This is a genomic window from Vibrio sp. Vb1026 (assembly GCF_033338745.1).
Taxonomy (GTDB): domain Bacteria; phylum Pseudomonadota; class Gammaproteobacteria; order Enterobacterales; family Vibrionaceae; genus Vibrio; species Vibrio alginolyticus.
On the sequence record NZ_JAWOTH010000011.1, the window covers coordinates 122,435 to 137,023 of the forward strand.

17 protein-coding genes are annotated in these 14,589 nt (G+C 43.7%); 7 read left to right on the forward strand and 10 right to left on the reverse strand.

Annotated elements, in window-relative coordinates:
- Positions 1-63 precede the first annotated feature (63 nt).
- Positions 64-564, reverse strand: a complete 501-nt coding sequence (rfaH, locus tag R7E47_RS16510; protein ID WP_054576697.1) for a transcription/translation regulatory transformer protein RfaH — start codon at positions 562-564, stop codon at positions 64-66.
- 334 nt (positions 565-898) lie between these two features.
- Between rfaH and R7E47_RS16515 the strand changes: the two genes are divergently transcribed.
- On the forward strand, positions 899-2,287 hold the full coding sequence (locus tag R7E47_RS16515) for a peptide MFS transporter (protein WP_005382097.1): 1,389 nt from the start codon (positions 899-901) through the stop codon (positions 2,285-2,287).
- A 49-nt stretch (positions 2,288-2,336) separates the two neighbouring features.
- On the opposite strand, the gene hemH is transcribed toward R7E47_RS16515, so the two are convergent.
- From hemH to htpG, 3 genes are all read right to left on the reverse strand, one after another.
- Positions 2,337-3,299 carry a ferrochelatase gene (gene hemH / locus R7E47_RS16520; RefSeq protein ID WP_017819956.1) on the reverse strand — a complete coding sequence of 321 codons (963 nt, stop codon included), beginning with the start codon at positions 3,297-3,299 and terminating at the stop codon, positions 2,337-2,339.
- A 167-nt stretch (positions 3,300-3,466) separates the two neighbouring features.
- Positions 3,467-4,111 (reverse strand): adenylate kinase, encoded by a 645-nt coding sequence (gene adk, locus R7E47_RS16525; RefSeq protein WP_005382094.1) that lies wholly within the window; start codon positions 4,109-4,111, stop codon positions 3,467-3,469.
- Positions 4,112-4,431: 320 nt separating this feature from the next.
- Complete coding sequence (gene htpG, locus R7E47_RS16530) at positions 4,432-6,336, reverse strand: molecular chaperone HtpG (protein ID WP_053303298.1); 1,905 nt, start codon at positions 6,334-6,336, stop codon at positions 4,432-4,434.
- Positions 6,337-6,607: 271 nt separating this feature from the next.
- Here htpG and R7E47_RS16535 point away from each other — a divergent pair, with 271 nt between their 5' ends.
- Genes R7E47_RS16535 through R7E47_RS16550 form a run of 4 tightly spaced genes read left to right on the forward strand, consistent with a single transcriptional unit; the run spans position 6,608 to position 9,115 of the window.
- Positions 6,608-7,486, forward strand: coding sequence for a transcriptional regulator (locus R7E47_RS16535; protein WP_025766992.1), 879 nt, complete (start codon positions 6,608-6,610; stop codon positions 7,484-7,486).
- 11 nt (positions 7,487-7,497) lie between these two features.
- A complete protein-coding gene (gene toxS / locus R7E47_RS16540) occupies positions 7,498-8,013 on the forward strand; it encodes a transmembrane regulator ToxS (protein WP_005382091.1) in 516 nt (171 codons plus the stop codon).
- A gap of 46 nt (positions 8,014-8,059) precedes the next feature.
- Positions 8,060-8,815, forward strand: coding sequence for a sulfite exporter TauE/SafE family protein (locus R7E47_RS16545; protein ID WP_053307523.1), 756 nt, complete (start codon positions 8,060-8,062; stop codon positions 8,813-8,815).
- 21 nt (positions 8,816-8,836) lie between these two features.
- Positions 8,837-9,115: a SelT/SelW/SelH family protein gene (locus tag R7E47_RS16550; RefSeq protein ID WP_005382088.1), complete on the forward strand. Its 279-nt coding sequence runs from the start codon at positions 8,837-8,839 to the stop codon at positions 9,113-9,115.
- A 39-nt stretch (positions 9,116-9,154) separates the two neighbouring features.
- Here R7E47_RS16550 and yfcE read toward each other — a convergent pair whose 3' ends face one another.
- The 6 genes from yfcE to R7E47_RS16580 form a co-directional block, all read right to left on the reverse strand.
- Positions 9,155-9,700 carry a phosphodiesterase gene (yfcE, locus tag R7E47_RS16555; RefSeq protein WP_017634822.1) on the reverse strand — a complete coding sequence of 182 codons (546 nt, stop codon included), beginning with the start codon at positions 9,698-9,700 and terminating at the stop codon, positions 9,155-9,157.
- Between the two features lie 75 nt (positions 9,701-9,775).
- A complete protein-coding gene (locus R7E47_RS16560; protein ID WP_005382086.1) occupies positions 9,776-9,985 on the reverse strand; it encodes a hypothetical protein in 210 nt (69 codons plus the stop codon).
- Positions 9,986-10,134: 149 nt separating this feature from the next.
- Positions 10,135-10,542 (reverse strand): CBS domain-containing protein, encoded by a 408-nt coding sequence (locus R7E47_RS16565; protein ID WP_318084663.1) that lies wholly within the window; start codon positions 10,540-10,542, stop codon positions 10,135-10,137.
- Positions 10,539-10,889, reverse strand: a complete 351-nt coding sequence (locus R7E47_RS16570) for a P-II family nitrogen regulator (RefSeq protein WP_206959848.1) — start codon at positions 10,887-10,889, stop codon at positions 10,539-10,541. Before R7E47_RS16570 ends, R7E47_RS16565 begins: the two co-directional genes overlap by 4 nt.
- A complete protein-coding gene (locus R7E47_RS16575; protein WP_005382078.1) occupies positions 10,879-11,670 on the reverse strand; it encodes a DUF1538 domain-containing protein in 792 nt (263 codons plus the stop codon). The genes R7E47_RS16570 and R7E47_RS16575 overlap by 11 nt, the downstream gene beginning before the upstream one ends.
- Positions 11,667-12,401, reverse strand: coding sequence for a DUF1538 domain-containing protein (locus R7E47_RS16580; protein WP_064376309.1), 735 nt, complete (start codon positions 12,399-12,401; stop codon positions 11,667-11,669). The genes R7E47_RS16575 and R7E47_RS16580 overlap by 4 nt, the downstream gene beginning before the upstream one ends.
- 255 nt (positions 12,402-12,656) lie before the next feature.
- Between R7E47_RS16580 and R7E47_RS16585 the strand changes: the two genes are divergently transcribed.
- Together R7E47_RS16585 and R7E47_RS16590 are read left to right on the forward strand one after the other, a co-directional pair.
- A complete protein-coding gene (locus tag R7E47_RS16585; RefSeq protein ID WP_318084665.1) occupies positions 12,657-13,571 on the forward strand; it encodes a TIGR01777 family oxidoreductase in 915 nt (304 codons plus the stop codon).
- 39 nt (positions 13,572-13,610) lie between these two features.
- Positions 13,611-14,438, forward strand: coding sequence for an SDR family oxidoreductase (locus tag R7E47_RS16590; RefSeq protein ID WP_213967005.1), 828 nt, complete (start codon positions 13,611-13,613; stop codon positions 14,436-14,438).
- Positions 14,439-14,589 lie beyond the last annotated feature (151 nt).

Here is a 14,589-nt window from a genome sequence, read left to right on the forward strand (position 1 = left end):
ATCAATTAGATACGATCAAAAAGAGGTGCTTTTGCACCTCTTTTTATGTTTGATGGAATTAGGCTATTTTAAATCTAAATCACTATTGTCTATGCTGACAGGCACACGCTTGGTGATCATCTGAACTAGCATAATTGAGCGTTTCTCACCATCTTGTTCTTGGAAGATGGCATCTATGCCCGCAAATTGACCGCTTTTAACTCTAATTTGATCGCCTGGTTTTGGCATGCATTCAGAAACGGTATTGTCATTACAACACTTTTCTAGCTGCATCAATTCGAAGACCAAGTCACCTTGAACTTCTTTCGGTTGAGCACCAAAACGCACAAAGTCAACAACACCTCGAGTAGAGCGGACTGAGGTGAAGTTTGGCCCTTGCTCATAATCAAAGTAAGCGAATACGTAACAAGGAAACAGCGGTTCCTCGACTTTTTGTCTTTTCCCGCGCAAAATCTTCTCAACTCCTACAGTTGGATAAAAGCACTCTACACCTTGATTTTCAAGGTGTTGTTTCGCCCTAACCTGCTCCCCACGTTTACAATAAAGTAGATACCAACGTTTCATCTTTTTACTAGCCAATTCTATTTTGTTTTTATCCTAGCATTAAGCCAAAGTTGAGTCATTGATATTCAGTTTATCTATAAAAGTATGATTATACATCGCTCGCATTAACGACATTTTTTCAGCAACTTACGATAAAGAAGTCCATAGGCAAAAATGGAAATTAAGTTTGTAACACAACCAATACACCATCATATAATCTGCAAATCCAATCAAAAACAGCTACTTAACAAACAAAAATAGTCGAATGGCAAAATTTTATTATTTGTCACTCATTGAATTGCATTGTATACGTAGAAGTCGTTAAAAAATGTAATAACTATTATTAGAAGAGCTTATGTCAAACCAACATCAATATTTTGGTCATCCACGTGGCCTGTTCTTATTGTTCGGTACTGAACTGTGGGAACGCTTTTCTTACTACGCAATGCGTGCCATTCTCGTGCTTTACCTTACTGATACAACAATGAATGGCGGCCTTGGCTGGTCAACCAAAGACGCATTAGACCTATACGGCATATACACAGGGCTTGTGTATATCACGCCTCTTATCGGTGGATACCTAGCAGATAACTATTTAGGTCAACGTCGCTCAATTTTGCTTGGTGGCGCGTTAATGGCCATCGGCCAGTTTACTCTTGCACTTCCTGCTGATGCTTTAGGTATTGGTTCGCTACACAGTTTCTATTTAGGCCTTGGTTTACTTATCACTGGTAACGGTCTCTTTAAGCCAAATATCTCAACCATGGTTGGCGACCTTTATCAAGAAGGTGACAACCGTCGTGACGGTGCATTCACTATCTTTTATATGGGTATCAACTTAGGTGCATTACTTGCCGGCGTCGTTTCTGGCTCTGTGACAACCTCTTACGGTTGGAAAGCTGGCTTTGTTGCCGCTGGTGTGGGTATGCTGGTTAGCCTAGTGATGCAAATGGTACTGGCTCAATCATGGCTTGGTGATATTGGTCGCGAACCAGCGGCGAAACGAGATCTAAACAACAAAAACGCCACCACGAAGCAGCCACTCACCAAAGAAGAAGTGAATCGACTAAAAGTAATTCTGGTCATGAGCTTATTCACTATTGTCTTCTGGGCAGGCTTTGAACAAGCTGGTGGTCTGATGAACATCTACACTCAACAATATACTGATCGCATGATTGGTGGTTTCGAAGTTCCTGCTGCGTGGTTCCAATCACTAAACCCATTTTTCATTATTACTCTAGCGCCAGTTCTGGCTGTCCTTTGGGTAAAATTGGGTAAACGTGAACCTACTTCGCCAGTGAAATTTGCGATGGCACTATTTTTCTTGGCGATTGGTTTCCTTTGTATGGTTGGCGCAGTGCTAGAACAAGGTGGAGATACAACAGTAAAAACATCGATGTTATGGTTGGTCGGCGCTTTCTTCTTCCACACATTAGGCGAGCTGTGTTTATCACCAATTGGTCTTTCATTGGTGACTAAATTAGCACCGCTTCGCTTAGCTTCACTTATGATGGGTGCATGGTTTGGCTGTAATGCGATTGCTAACTATGTTGCGGGCTATGTGGGCTCTCACGTAGGCGAGTTAGGCGCTATGGCTATCTTTAGTGGTATTGCGGTCAGCGCAACCGTAAGTGGCGTAATTTTGCTCCTATTCTCTAATACACTCGTTCGCTGGATGCATGGCGCTGAAAATACGCACAGCACGGCAGAGCAAGTAGAAGAGCAGCAAGTACAAGTTGCTTGATCGCTCAACTAAACGTAGAAAGGGTCGCTATTGCGACCCTTTTTTGTATCTAAAGTTTAGATTGAACTAACTCAACCATCATCTCGATATGAAGTTCACTATCGTTCAAACAAGGGATGTAGGTAAAGTTTTCGCCACCAGCTTCAAGGAAAATCTCTTTACACTCTTCCGAGATCTCTTCCAACGTCTCTAAACAATCTGACGAAAATGCAGGGGTCACAACATTAATATTTTTCACACCCTTTGCAGGAAGTGCTTCTAGGGTCTTATCGGTATAAGGTTGAAGCCACTCTTCTCTCCCAAATCGGGACTGATACGTCATGCCAATTTGTTGTTCGCTTAAACCTAACGCTTCCCCAAGCAAGCGAGTCGTCTCTTCACAATGCTGTGGGTAAACATCACCATTGTCAGCATAGCGTTTTGGAATACCATGATAAGAACACAGCAGGTAATCTCCCTGGCCATTCTTTTGCCAATGTTCACGAACTGAATGCGCTAACGCTTCAATATATTTCGGGTGATTGTAATAATCACGAATAAAGCTAAAGCCCGGCATCACAGGCAGGTTTTTAAATGCTTTAGTGATTCCGTCAGAAACCGCTGCCGTTGTTGTGCCCGAGTATTGCGGATACAAAGGTAAAACAATGACTTCATCAACGCCTTGCGCCAATAGGGCTTCAAAGCCTGATTGTAAACTTGGGTTACCATACGTCATACCAAGCTCTACAGGTATATCAAGCTTTTGTGCTAACTTTTCAGTTTGGCGTTTAGAGTACACCATCAACGGCGAGCCCTCTTCCATCCATACTGATTGATAGAGTTTGGCAACTTTAGGAGCTCGGATAGGAAGGATAACGCCGTGCAATAGTGGACACCAAAGCCATCGAGTCATGTCTACCACTCGGTGATCATGAAGAAACTGACTTAAAAAGCGCTTTACGGCAGGAGCGGTTGGTGCGTCAGGAGTTCCCAGGTTAACTAGGAGTACACCCTGTTTATTATTCTCTTTCATAACATCCTATTCATGGTAAACGGCTTGGTTCATATATTTAAGTAACCTCGAAGTAACGAATAGCCGAGCTGAAGTTAATTAGATATATGTTTACGAGTAAACTAAAAAAAGCGACCACTTGGGCCGCTTTCAATATATCAAAATATTAAATTTTTGACTTCAGCAAATTAAGATAGTGCTTTCTCGATATCCGCACTAACTTCAGCTACTTGCTTAGTACCATCAAACTTAAGGTACTTAGTCTTGCCTGCTTCAGCTTCTTTGCCGTAGTAGTTGATTAGTGGCGCAGTTTGCTCGTGGTAAACACCTAGACGAGCACGTACTGTTTCTTCTTTGTCGTCATCACGAACAACAAGATCTTCACCAGTTACATCATCTTTACCTTCCACTTTAGGCGGGTTGTAAACCACGTGGTAAGTACGACCAGAAGGAAGGTGAGCACGACGACCAGCCATACGCTCAACAATTACATCGTCTGCAACGTCAAATTCGATAACGTAGTCTACGTCTACGCCCATTTCTTTTAGGCCGTCAGCTTGAGGGATAGTACGTGGGAAACCATCTAGTAGGAAACCGTTTGCACAGTCTTCTTGAGCGATGCGCTCTTTGATAAGACCAAGGATGATTTCATCAGAAACTAGCTGACCAGCGTCAATAACAGCTTTAGCTTGTTTACCAAGCTCTGTACCTGCTTTGATAGCAGCACGAAGCATATCACCAGTAGAGATTTGTGGAATACCGTATTTTTCCATGATGAAGTTTGCTTGTGTGCCTTTACCTGCACCTGGAGCACCTAGAAGAATGATGCGCATGATTTATCCTCTTTAATATTTAAGATTTATACCGAAGCTCACAATAGCTGACCTCTTAGACATCAAACCTGAGAAGCACCTGCAACGATAAGTTTCGGTATAACGTATATAGGCGAGCAAAAATACACGCCTTATTACTCACATTCAAGTCGCAGATTCTATCACAGGTTCTCTGAGCAAAGAGTGTATTAAGACTAAAGAATGTTAACAGTACCCTCTTTCACGCCCTATTGATTATTAACTCAGCACTTGAGATGCAAAATTTTGCGACAACAAACAAAAAGCTCGCGAAATGCGAGCTTTTTGATTTGCAGAGGTTATTACACCTTAGTCAAAAGTTGATTAACGGCTCCTAAGAACTCTGTTGGATCCTCAATAGAGCCTCGCTCCGCTAGCATTGCCTGACCAAGCAGAACTTCAACCCAGCGACCAAACGCTTCTTCATCGGCTTCGTCAGCCATACGCTTAACCAATTTGTGCTCAGGGTTTAGCTCAAAGATGTATTTCACTTCCGGCACAGCTTGACCAGCTGCCGCAAGAAGCTTCGCCATTTGAGTACCCATTTCGTAATCGTCCGTTACCACAACAGCAGGCGTAGATGCGAGTTTGAAGGTGGTACGAACTTCTTTCACACGATCGCCTAGGTAAGACTTCGTGCGCTCTACAACCGACTTAAACTCTTCTTCGGTTTCTTTTTGCTTCTCTTTTTCTGCTTCATCTTCAAACTGACTTAGATCAAGCCCAGCTTTAGTGATTGACTGGAACTGTTTACCATCAAACTCAGTTAAGTAGTTCATCAGCCACTCATCAATGCGGTCGTACATCAAGATAACTTCAATGCCTTTCGCTTTGAACTGTTCTAAGTGAGGGCTGTTTTTCGCAGCTGCATAGCTGTCTGCCGTCAAGTAGTAGATCTTATCTTGACCTTCTTTCATGCGCTCAACGTAAGACGCCAAGCCCACAGTTTGCTCAGAAGAGTCCACTTCAGTTGAGGCAAAGCGCAATAAACCTGCAACTTTCTCTTTGTTTGCAAAGTCCTCCGCAGGGCCCTCTTTCATCACAAGACCAAACTCTTTCCAGAATGATTGGTATTTCTCTTCGTCATTCTTGGCCATACGTTCAAGCATCGTTAGCACGCGCTTAGTACAAGCATTACGTAGAGACTGAGTCACTTTATTGTCTTGTAAGATCTCACGCGATACGTTTAGCGGTAAATCGTTTGAGTCTATTAAACCACGTACGAAGCGTAAGTATGATGGCATAAATTGCTCTGCATCGTCCATAATGAATACGCGCTGTACGTACAGTTTCAAGCCTGATTTGTGGTCGCGGTTCATCATATCCCAAGGTGCTTTCGATGGGATGTATAGTAAGCTCGTGTAGTCGTTTTTACCTTCTACACGGTTATGACTCCAGACCAAGGGATCGGCAAAGTCATGTGATACGTGCTTGTAGAACTCTTGATACTCTTCTTCTGAAATGTCAGATTTGTTACGCGTCCACAGTGCTTGGGCTTTGTTGATTTGCTCCCACTTCTTCTCATCTGTTTCCTTGCCTTCGTCATCACGAACGACAGTTTGGATTGAAACAGGAATGCCGATGTGATCAGAGTACTTACTGATAACGTCACGTAGACGCCACTCATTCAAAAACTCTTTACCCTCTTCACGCATATGAAGAATGATGTCGGTACCACGTGACTCTTTGGTAATGTTTTCGATGGTGTACTCACCTTCACCCGCTGAGTGCCATTGTACCGCTTCATCAGCGGCTAGACCCGCAGCGCGAGTGCGCACGGTAACGGCGTCAGCAACGATAAATGCCGAGTAGAAACCAACACCAAACTGACCAATAAGCTGAGAGTCTTTGCTCTGCTCTTCAGATAGCTTTGAGAAAAACTCGGCTGTTCCAGATTTTGCGATTGTTCCTAAGTGCTCAATCACATCATCACGGCTCATACCGATACCGTTATCAGAAATGGTTAAGGTATTTGCGCTTTCATCAAACGACAGTTTCACGCAAAGGTCTGCATTACCTTCGTATAGATCTGGGTTAGATAACGCCTGAAAGCGCAGTTTGTCTGATGCATCTGATGCGTTAGAGATCAGCTCGCGCAAAAAGATCTCTTTATTTGAATAAAGAGAATGGATCATTAAATGCAGTAGTTGTTTTACTTCTGATTGAAAACCACGAGTTTCTTTATTTTGAGATACGGTTTCGCTCATGTGTGCTCCATAACATCTAAACTAATTGGCTTTTTCATAGGGACAAGTTTGTGACTTTCCCCTTGAAATCACCTTACCGAGATGTCATTTAACATGTGGCTGACAAATGTAAATTCAAGGTCAATATTGCTAAAAACGGTGTTTTTTTAGAAAATTTTAATTATCCTACCCGTCTAAAAGCATCTAAAATGTCGTGCGCACTCCAAGCGCCCCGGTAATTTTGTGACATAAATCACCATAATTACAACATCATCCATCTAAGAAGAACTAAATGACTAACATTGGCACCAAATTTCTACTTGCTCAAAGGTTCACCTTTGATCCAAATAGTAATTCGCTCGCTGACCAACAAAACGGCAACGACGTTGTACGATTAGGAAGCAACGAAAGCCGTATACTTCTGATGTTGGCAGAGAGACCAAACGAAGTTTTAACCCGTAACGAGCTTCACGAGTTTGTTTGGCGTGAGCAAGGTTTTGAGGTGGATGACTCAAGCCTGACTCAAGCGATTTCTACTCTGCGTAAGATGTTGAAGGATTCAACAAAATCTCCAGAGTTTGTTAAAACGGTACCTAAACGTGGCTACCAACTCATTTGTTCAGTGGAACGCTTGAGCCCATTTTCTACTGACTCTAACACTGACGTTGAAGAAACCGCTTCTGAACACGAAGCGCCAGCAGTGGAGTTAGAAGCGAGCGATACACCACCAACAGAGATAGTGACCGATACTACTGCTGATCTTGAGCCTCAAGTAGAGCCGACTAAAACTCAGCCGAAGCCAGCATCTAACACGATTAACTGGCTACCGCGTGTCATTATCTTTTTGTCTCTGCTGCTTCCTGTTTGCGTATTGTTATTCACGAACCCTGCGGAATCCCAATTCCGTCAGATTGGTGAGTATCAAAGTGTACCGGTGATGACACCTGTAAATCACCCTCAAATCAACAACTGGTTGCCTTCAATAGAGCAATGCATTGAGCGCTACGTGAAGCACCATGCAGAAGACTCGTTGCCAGTGGAAGTGATTGCCACTGGTGGACAAAATAACCAGCTGATTCTGAACTACATTCATGACAGTAACCACTCTTACGAGAACGTAACACTGCGTATTTTCGCAGGTCAAAACGATCCAACAGACATCTGCAAATAAAGGAGGCCAATATGAAGATTAAATTAGCATCTGCGGTTTTGGCCGTATCCGTTCTTTTCAGTAGTTGGTTGTATTGGGGAAGTGACCTAAAAGTGGAGCAGCTCCTCACAGCAAACGAATGGCAGTCGACCATGGTGACAGTCATTACAGACAGCTTGCCTGACGATACTGTCGGCCCACTACGCCGAGTTAATGTTGAATCAAACGTGAAATATCTCCCTAATGGTGACTATATTCGCGTAGCAAATATAAAACTATTCGCTCAAGGTTCAACCGCAGAATCAACGATAAATATCTCGGAAAAAGGCCGCTGGGAAGTAAGTGACAACTATTTGTTGGTCTCGCCTTCGGAGTTTAAAGATATTTCATCTTCTCAATCAAAAGACTTTTCCGAAGCACAGCTACGTTTAATTACTCAAATTTTTAAGCTAGATGCGGAGCAAAGTCGTCGTATTGACGTCGTGAACGAAAAAACACTATTGCTCACTAGCTTGAACCACGGTTCTTCGGTACTGTTTAAAAACTAATTTTGATTGGATGATAAGGGGGCAAGACGCCCCCTTTGTTTTGCTTATGGATTGGCTAGATACCACTACTCTCTTTTTCGGTTCACTAATCGCCAACACGCTGGCTTCACTTTCCGGTGGCGGAGCAGGCTTGCTTCAATTCCCTTTACTCATCTTTCTCGGCTTACCGTTCTCCGTTGCGCTAGGCACACATAAAGTGGCTTCGGTCGCTTTAGGCTTAGGCGCAGCAAGCACGCATTTAAGATCAGGCACTATTAAATGGAAAGTCGCGCTCTACCTTATCTTGTCCGGCAGTATTGGCGTGATTTTAGGGGCTAACTTAATTGTACAGATCCCTGATGGTATCGCGGAAAAGATGCTCGGCACGATGATCCTAGCGCTGGGTATCTACTCGCGATTTAAGACATCGCTAGGCCAAGCTGAAGTAATACGCAACCGTCATCCTATTGGTTGGGTTATTGGTGGAATTGGCTTGCTGTTCATCGGCATCATTAACGGATCTCTTACCGCAGGTTCTGGTTTGCTCGTGACACTATTTTTGGTGCGCTGGTTTGGTTACGACTACAAACAAGCCGTTGCTTACACCATGATTTGTGTCGGCCTGTTTTGGAATGGCATTGGAGGCATTGCCGTCGTACAGGCAGGGGCGCCTATTCACTGGGCTTGGTTACCTGTTTTATTGTTAAGCTCTTTTCTAGGCGGCAGTTTAGGCGCATGGGCCGCGACTCGATACAGTAACAGAGTGATTAAAGTTGCATTCGAAATTCTCACGTTTGCGGTGGGCATCAAGTTGCTGGTTTAAAAAGATTAAAAGGAAAGTTTCATGGATAAAGCAATCATTGATATTTATTACTGCCGCCAGTGCAACTGGATGTTGCGTTCAACTTGGCTATCGCAAGAATTACTGCATACTTTTAGTGAAGAAATAGAAACAATCAGCTTACACCCAGACACAGGTGGTCGCTTCGAAATTTTCTGTAATGGCCAGCAAATTTGGGAACGGAAAAAAGACAGCGGCTTTCCTGAAGCCAAGGTGCTAAAACAGCGCGTTAGAGACATTATCGACCCAGAACGCGATTTAGGACATTCAGACACAAAATAGGGAGCAATTCGCTCCCTATTTTTTTACTTAGTAAAACCGTTAAATCATGGTTTGTGCTAATACTTCGCCTTCTGGCGTTTTTACCGTTAGCTTATTGTCTTCTAGAGTACCAAAGCTTCTCGGTAAGCCATTACGTGGGAATGTCATCGAGCCTGGGTTGAATATAATGGCTCCATCTTGCATCTCTGCGACGGGAACATGTGTATGCCCGTGGGCGATGATATCACCTTCGCGCAGTGGCGGCCGTTTTTCAGAGTTGTACAAGTGACCATGAGTCAAAAAGATTCTCTTGCCAGATTCAAGTAGCACCCATGAGTAATCCATCATCATTGGAAACTTCAATAGCATTTGGTCCACTTCACTATCACAGTTGCCACGTACAGAAATAATTTGATCACTGTATTGGTTCAATAAGTCTGCTACCTGTGGAGGGTTGTAGCCTTCCGGAATAGGGTTTCGCGGCCCATGGTTTAGCGTATCTCCTAGCAAAATCAGGTGGTGCGCACCAGAGGCCAGAAATAGCTCAATGGTTTCTTTAGTTGCTGGCAAAGAGCCATGCAGGTCTGAGGCAAAAAATAGTTTCACGACATTGTCTCCTCAAAAAGTATGAGGTCATTCTACGGCATTTTTTTAGCAGCTCAACCTACGACGGTTTGAATACTACTGATAGCGCAATGATTCAATGACCATAGGCAAAACATAGAACCATGCTGCATACGCTGTTCCAACCAACACCAGTATCCAAAACACCATCGACATAAATTTTGATTTGGCTAGATGGTGCAGCGGATCGGGCTCTCCGCATCCTGGACATGCATGAGCGCGTTTTGAGATTTGTTTCTCACACACGGGGCAAGAGACTAAAGGCATGATACAGATTCCTCGACATTAGGCTTAGGGCGCAAAGAATAATGGTGAATTAACACATATGCAACCTAACATATATTAAATATTTTAGTTCTTTGTAACAGTCGCTGACTTGAGAAAAAATTCGTTGATTTTTCATTTATATCAACCGATTACACTTCTTCTCGCACCATACCATTGATGACAATATTGTTATAACTCACCATCCCAATGACCTCGCCACTTTCAATGACCGGCGCTCTGCTTATGCCAAATCGCTCAAACAAACGTGCACAATATTTTACGTTCATATCTGGTTCGACACACAAAGCGGGCTTGGTCATGATTTCATAAATATTTGTGCGCTGAGGAGAACGATTATTCGCCAGCACCTTTTTGGCGATATCATTCATCAACACGATGCCATATTCATCATTATCATCTCGCTTTTTCACCAACAGCGCTTTGACTTGGTATTTTTTCGCTAGCGTTATGCCTTCGTATACGGTCATCAGTCCATCAACCATCACATACGTTGCCGCCATAACATCTCGAACTCTAATTATCGTTTGATCACTCATAATTCATCCTCGACCACTTTGGTCAATGTCTCGACTTGATGCGCGACACCGACTGCATCTTCAATATCGATCTGAATAGCAATCCCCTGTCCCGACTCTCTGTCAAATTCACCAACCTCATTAATGGTTTCTAATATGTGTCGAGCGAGATGTTCCTCGACCACAAACAGCAGCACATCTTTTTGCACTTCTAGCGTTAAACCAAAAAACGTTCGCTTTTGATTTAAACCTTGCCCGCGAGCATTGTTAATCACTGTAGCACCGGTCGCACCAGCATCGCGTGCAGCGTCCAACACCTTGTCTGTTTTGCTGTCTTCAACAAACGCAAGTATCAATTTAAAGCGCATTTTCTTCTTCCTCCGAGACGTTTTTATTCAGCCACTGGGTTATTTGCGCATAGCCCATCACAGAGATCATAGGAAATAGACTGGCAAACGCGATCAAGCCAAAGCCATCAATCATTGGGTTTCTTCCAGGGACGGTCGAAGCAAGCCCTAACCCTAATGCAGTTACAAGTGGGACAGTGACGGTAGAAGTTGTTACGCCTCCAGAATCGTAGGCGAGTGGAACAATAAGCTTAGGAGCGTAAAACGTTTGAATCACAACGACGATGTAACCCGCGATGATGTAATAATGAATGGGATCGCCCACGACAATCCGGTAACTCCCTAATGCAATACCAATTGCCACCCCAAACGCAACGGCTACGCGCAAGCCGTTAATACTGATACTGCCTCCAGAGACTTGGTTTGCTTTTATCGCTACAGCGATTAAAGAAGGCTCTGCAATCGTGGTACTAAAGCCTATAAAAAAGGCGAAGGTGTAAACCCAATAATAGTCGACCCACATTAAGGCTTTCCCTACAGATACTTTGAACTCTTGTAAAAACTCCGGCGCCGTTAATTGCACAGCCATCGTCTCCCCAAGTGGAAACAACGCCATTTCTAATCCAAGTAAAAAAAGAGCTAGCCCGAAAATCACATAAACGAACCCAAGCAAAACTTTCTTAAGGTTGCTAACAGGACGCCTTAACACCGCTAACTGAAAACCAAAAATAATGCTGGCGATGGGAACGACGTCTCGAACGGTCGATAATAAAGTGTCTAGGAAATGATCAATTGAAATCATGTTACGACCATTCCGTAAACCATCACAAACATCATCGGTAACAGCGAGGCAAAAGCGATTAAACCAAAGCCATCCACCATAGGGTTACGCCCTTTAATAGAAGACGCTAAACCGACACCCAGTGCAGTGACCAAAGGTACTGTTATGGTGGACGTGGTTACACCTCCGGAATCGTAAGCGACGCCAATAATGGCTTCCGGTGCAAACCACGTCAGTATTACAACGCCGACGTAGCCGCCGATGATCATGTAATGAATTGGCCACCCTTTTAAGATACGCAAAACGCCGATAACGATGGCTATCCCCACAGAGAGAGCTACTGTTACTCGAAGTCCTTCTCCGTAATCCTGCATGGACTGCTCTGAGTTAGCGATCATTCCGCCCTCTGCCGCAACTTCTGAGGCTTCTTCCGCTACCGCGGTTAATGCAGGTTCAGCTATCGTGGTGCCAAACCCCAAACAAAACGCAAAGACTAATAACCAAAACACGCTGCCTTTTTTTGCAAAGGCTTGAGCCATACTCTCTCCGATAGGAAAAAGACCAAGTTCTAGGCCAAAGATAAAAAAGGTTAATCCTAAAATGACAAGCAACAATCCAAAAAGAATGGAGACCAGGTTGGGCAGCGGCTCTTGCAAAACGACTAATTGAAAAAAAGTGATAACAATGATGATGGGTAATAAGTCACGAGCACTATTGAGGAGCGCTCGAAAAAGCGCAACAAATGCTTCCATGCCTATCCTCCTTGATTATGCAAACTGATTACGCTCGTTCCAATGAGCGATAACTTTTAGTCTGGCATAGATTTCACTCTTCTACCGTGAATGCACTAGCGCCATTTATAACATTTAGTTACATATTTTCTAATATGTGAAGTTAATAGCCTCTCTGTCAGCTTGTCACTATCCTAGAAATAATGGTGTTGAGATGATCAAGCTAAGCACAAAACGACTATAATGTTCTAATACGTGTACATTCAAAGAGATAACATGAAGATATTACTCACAGGTGGCACTGGGTTTATTGGCTCGGAGTTGCTCAAGCTGCTATCAACTCACCAAGTTATGCTACTTACACGCTCTCCAGAGCGAGCAAAACAACGCCTACAGCATGCTGATCTGGGTAATATCGAATACCTTGACTCGCTCGAGTCGTTCGCCGATCTCAATCACGTTGATGCCGTCATTAATCTTGCAGGTGAGCCTATTGCGGATAAAAGGTGGACCAGCGAGCAAAAAGAAAAAATCTGCAAAAGTCGTTGGAAAATTACCGAGCAAATTGTTGAGCTGATCCACGCAAGTACCGAACCTCCCTCTGTTTTTATTAGTGGCTCGGCAGTTGGCTACTATGGTGATCAACAAGACCATCCGTTTGATGAGTGCTTACATGTTAATAGCGAAGACTTTCCTCACGAGGTTTGTGCAAAGTGGGAGCAAATAGCCAAGCGCGCAGAGTCGGAGCAAACTCGGGTTTGTCTAATGAGAACTGGCGTGGTACTCGGCCTTAATGGTGGTGCGTTGGCAAAGATGCTATTACCTTACAAGCTTGGCGTAGGCGGCCCACTTGGGAACGGTAATCAGTACATGCCTTGGATTCACATCCTAGATATGGTCCGCGCCATCATGTACTTGCTTGAAACACCACATGCCCACGGTGCATTCAATATGTGCGCCCCCCATCCTGTGACTAATCGTATATTCAGCGGTACACTAGCCAAAACGCTAAAACGTCCGCATATCTTGTTCACGCCTAAATGGGTGATGGAACTCCTAATGGGAGAATCTTCCTGCTTATTGTTCGATAGCATGAGAGCCAAACCCCAAAAACTCACCGAACTGGGCTTTAAATTTAGCTACTCCAGAATAGAGCCAGCACTCAAGCACTTGCTTCATGACCGGAGCTGATGAATGATGGCTCTAATCAAGGTTTCTGAGTCTTAAATTATGAAAAAGTCGATTCTTATTACGGGTTGTTCAACTGGCATCGGTTACGTGTGCGCTCACGCCCTACAAAACAAGGGATTTAATGTCATTGCATCTTGTAGGAAAGAACAAGATGTCCAGCGCCTAATTAATGAAGGGCTAACCTGCATCAATCTAGACCTAAATAGCCCAGAAAGCATTTCTTCGGGCGTGAAGCAAGCGCTAGAGTTAGCAGAAGGTAAGCTTTACGCAGTGTTCAATAATGGTGCCTATGGTCAGCCCGGAGCACTGGAAGACTTACCCACCGGGGCTCTTCAAGATCAATTTCAGACCAACTTTTTTGGTTGGCACCAGTTGGTCAGAGAAGTGCTTCCTCATATGCGCCAGCAAGGCGAAGGACGCATCATACAAAACAGCTCTGTTCTTGGTTTTGCCGCAATGAAATACCGTGGCGCCTATAATGCATCAAAATTTGCCTTAGAAGGCTGGACAGATACGCTCAGGCTAGAGCTTGCGGATACGAATATCAAAGTAGCATTGATAGAACCAGGACCGATCGAAACTCAATTTAGAAACAATGCATTACGAGCCTTTGAGAAGTGGGTTGATATTGAATCTAGCCCCCATCGTCATGCTTATGAAGGACAAAGAGAGCGACTCAACAACGACAAGTCTAATAATCGATTTGTTTTGCCTGCAGAGTCTTGCATCGCACCAGTTCTTCATGCATTAACTAGCGTTTCACCGAAAATTCGTTATCGAATTACTACACCGACTAAATTATTCGCAGTCTTGAAAAGACTATTACCAACCCGTGTACTTGATAAAATTTTGCGACAGGCTGCATAAAAAAGTTTTGTCGAAATGTAATTTCACCGTAACAATGTGATGTCATTATGAACATGTAGGTTAAAAAAACCTCAACTAAACGAATCAATTTCTACGCAATTCAGCGGGGATTCTTTCGCCCAAAGTGATTGAGTTGCTTAGATTTGGTATC

What these genes read in the sequence shown, in the direction of transcription:
- R7E47_RS16580 (WP_064376309.1), bottom strand. Translation starts at nt 12,401, where the DNA reads ATGGAAGCATTTGTTGCGCTTTTTCGAGCGCTCCTCAATAGTGCTCGT.
- rfaH (WP_054576697.1), bottom strand. Translation starts at nt 564, where the DNA reads ATGAAACGTTGGTATCTACTTTATTGTAAACGTGGGGAGCAGGTTAGG.
- R7E47_RS16565 (WP_318084663.1), bottom strand. Translation starts at nt 10,542, where the DNA reads ATGAGTGATCAAACGATAATTAGAGTTCGAGATGTTATGGCGGCAACG.
- R7E47_RS16560 (WP_005382086.1), bottom strand. Translation starts at nt 9,985, where the DNA reads ATGCCTTTAGTCTCTTGCCCCGTGTGTGAGAAACAAATCTCAAAACGC.
- R7E47_RS16550 (WP_005382088.1), top strand. Translation starts at nt 8,837, where the DNA reads ATGGATAAAGCAATCATTGATATTTATTACTGCCGCCAGTGCAACTGG.
- R7E47_RS16545 (WP_053307523.1), top strand. Translation starts at nt 8,060, where the DNA reads ATGGATTGGCTAGATACCACTACTCTCTTTTTCGGTTCACTAATCGCC.
- toxS (WP_005382091.1), top strand. Translation starts at nt 7,498, where the DNA reads ATGAAGATTAAATTAGCATCTGCGGTTTTGGCCGTATCCGTTCTTTTC.
- R7E47_RS16515 (WP_005382097.1), top strand. Translation starts at nt 899, where the DNA reads ATGTCAAACCAACATCAATATTTTGGTCATCCACGTGGCCTGTTCTTA.
- R7E47_RS16585 (WP_318084665.1), top strand. Translation starts at nt 12,657, where the DNA reads ATGAAGATATTACTCACAGGTGGCACTGGGTTTATTGGCTCGGAGTTG.
- adk (WP_005382094.1), bottom strand. Translation starts at nt 4,111, where the DNA reads ATGCGCATCATTCTTCTAGGTGCTCCAGGTGCAGGTAAAGGCACACAA.
- hemH (WP_017819956.1), bottom strand. Translation starts at nt 3,299, where the DNA reads ATGAAAGAGAATAATAAACAGGGTGTACTCCTAGTTAACCTGGGAACT.
- R7E47_RS16535 (WP_025766992.1), top strand. Translation starts at nt 6,608, where the DNA reads ATGACTAACATTGGCACCAAATTTCTACTTGCTCAAAGGTTCACCTTT.
- htpG (WP_053303298.1), bottom strand. Translation starts at nt 6,336, where the DNA reads ATGAGCGAAACCGTATCTCAAAATAAAGAAACTCGTGGTTTTCAATCA.
- R7E47_RS16575 (WP_005382078.1), bottom strand. Translation starts at nt 11,670, where the DNA reads ATGATTTCAATTGATCATTTCCTAGACACTTTATTATCGACCGTTCGA.
- R7E47_RS16590 (WP_213967005.1), top strand. Translation starts at nt 13,611, where the DNA reads ATGAAAAAGTCGATTCTTATTACGGGTTGTTCAACTGGCATCGGTTAC.
- R7E47_RS16570 (WP_206959848.1), bottom strand. Translation starts at nt 10,889, where the DNA reads ATGCGCTTTAAATTGATACTTGCGTTTGTTGAAGACAGCAAAACAGAC.